The sequence below is a fragment of the Vibrio sp. OPT46 genome, from assembly GCF_015163535.1.
Taxonomy (GTDB): Bacteria; Pseudomonadota; Gammaproteobacteria; order Enterobacterales; family Vibrionaceae; genus Vibrio; species Vibrio alginolyticus.
In genome coordinates this window covers 1-2,148 of record NZ_JADDYG010000230.1, presented here as the reverse complement: position 1 = coordinate 2,148, position 2,148 = coordinate 1, and the positions used below count along the sequence as shown (strand labels likewise).

Sequence of the window (2,148 nt, the reverse complement as noted above, 5' to 3'; positions counted from 1 at the left end):
ATTTTCGAAATTGATCCAGCGCTATGTACAGAGTGTAAGGGGCATTACGAAAAGCCGACCTGTCAGTCAGTGTGTCCAATTACAAAATGCATAATCACAGATCCGAACCATGTCGAAACTGAAGAGCAGTTGCTTGAAAAATTCGTGATTATTCAAGGGTTAGCATAAGAGCAATTAGGTTCAACTTTGGCATCAAAGTTGAACCTTTTCTCAACCTGATTTTTCAATAGGGATAATATTGCAGAATAGCTCTTTTTCAAAATGATACTCTAGTCTCTCACGCCAATTTTCCGCTTGAGAAACAGGTATTAAATAAAAGTTTTCTCGGCTCGTATCAGTAACGAAAGCCATTCCATATTGCATCAGCTCATAATGCACATCATTAACAAAACCCGGATCAAGGCGTTGACGCCCAGTCAGGTGATTCACATCCTCTCGAGTCAAAGAGACTCCTTTAGTATCACTGCTAAATCTGTGTCTTAACCACTCTGCAAATTCTTTTGCACAAATCATAGTCATGGTTTTGTCCTTGATTTACTCTTCTAACAGGAAAAGGGCATATCCCTGCCTTACACACTTGTCTGCGTTGTTATCGCTTTTTAGCCAACTGACAGACATATTGCTAAGAAACTAGAGTATCGTGACGAAAGATCTTTTTCTAAACAAAGAAGTTACAACTTACCCATACTACAACTCTTTGTTTAATTTAGATTTCTATAATATGTCCCCAAAACTAATTGGGTTAGTTTTTGTATTGGTATTATTCAATGTAGACAAAAGTATGATGTTTCTCCAGTTTCATAAAAGAGATCACCAAGTACAGATAAACCTGGAGAGTAACACTAATTAGGATTGATAAGCGGCAAGCATTGAGGTGGAACGACTTTTTTTCGTTTGGGCTTAGAGGTTGTTTTTACCCGTGGAGGGGTATCAATAGGTTTCGCTTTCGGGGCCCAACTTGCGAGCTCAACACCGCAGCCATCGCCTACTGGAGGTGGTGCTTGATCAACACAATAGTCGCTCGAATCAGGACAAGACAACCTGACGTGAAAGTGGTAATGATGCCCCCACCATGGACGTACTTTACGTAACCAAGAACGATCTTTGCCGTTTTCTTGCAAGCAAAGTTGCTCCTTAATAACAGGATGTACAAAAATTCGTGCAACATCCTTACTTTTTGAAGCGTACCGAATTAGCTTAAAGTGCCGTTCTTCCCAGCGATGATTAAGTATGGAATAACCTTTTAAATCCACCACACTCATGGGCTTAGGAAGTTGTAATTCGTTATAAGAAAGCGGTTGGTCAGCAAGTCTTAACCAGATATCGATATCTAACCCAGTTTGATGACTAGAATGACCAGAGGAGAACCTTCCACCTCTAGGTAAAGATAAATCACCAATTAGCAGAGTGGTGTTGAGATTTTGATGAGCTTTAAGCGCCAGATTTTCAATAAACTCTATCGTTTTAGGGTGCCCATAGTAGCGCTTCGTTTTACTACGTAAGACTTGATAACCAACGCCATCGAGAGGCAAGGGTAATGCACCATCTAAACAACCGTTAGCATAACTACCAATAGAGGAGGAAGAGTTTCGGGTAGGATTAACCGCAGACTCCCAAGGAGTAGAACATACTGAAGCTGAGAAACATAAACCCAAAGTTACAATGAAACTCAGCCTCATAGCCTTTAACCTTTAGTAGTGTTCGCCATTATCGTAATAAGCTTTAGGAGATAAAGCGGAAAAGATAACTGCAACATCAATATCGGCACCAGCGATAGCGCGCACTTGTTGCGTAATAAGCTTGGCAACTTCATCTTGCACTTCCTGGCCACGGTCGAACCAAAGCACTTCGACAAAAGGATATGCAGCACTCACCTCTCCCTCATTGAAAAACGTAGTGTAGATATACTCAAAAGTAAAATCCTCACGCGGACAGTCCATTAGAGGCTGAAGTTCATCCGTAAGAGGTTTTGATAATGCCTGAACAGCTTGTGGCTCTACAGCACGGAATCGAAAATGTGGCATAAACTTACTTCCTAATTATTAGCATCAATGCATGATGATAACAGGAACCAAGTCAGTAATCATCCAAGCCAATGTAACCACTGACCTTTCAATAGATTGTGAATCAGATGTGCTCGATAACGAA

Annotated in this window: 3 protein-coding genes; all 3 read right to left on the bottom strand. The window is 40.8% G+C overall.

The annotated features are described in order from the left end of the window. Nucleotides 1-210 precede the first annotated feature (210 nt). Complete coding sequence (locus IQR33_RS09305) at nucleotides 211-519, bottom strand: hypothetical protein (RefSeq protein ID WP_005381765.1); 309 nt, start codon at nucleotides 517-519, stop codon at nucleotides 211-213. A 323-nt stretch (nucleotides 520-842) separates the two neighbouring features. After that, nucleotides 843-1,679: a penicillin-insensitive murein endopeptidase gene (mepA, locus tag IQR33_RS09300; protein ID WP_017633932.1), complete on the bottom strand. Its 837-nt coding sequence runs from the start codon at nucleotides 1,677-1,679 to the stop codon at nucleotides 843-845. A 12-nt stretch (nucleotides 1,680-1,691) separates the two neighbouring features. Beyond that, on the bottom strand, nucleotides 1,692-2,024 hold the full coding sequence (locus tag IQR33_RS09295) for a DUF1904 domain-containing protein (RefSeq protein ID WP_017633933.1): 333 nt from the start codon (nucleotides 2,022-2,024) through the stop codon (nucleotides 1,692-1,694). Nucleotides 2,025-2,148 lie beyond the last annotated feature (124 nt).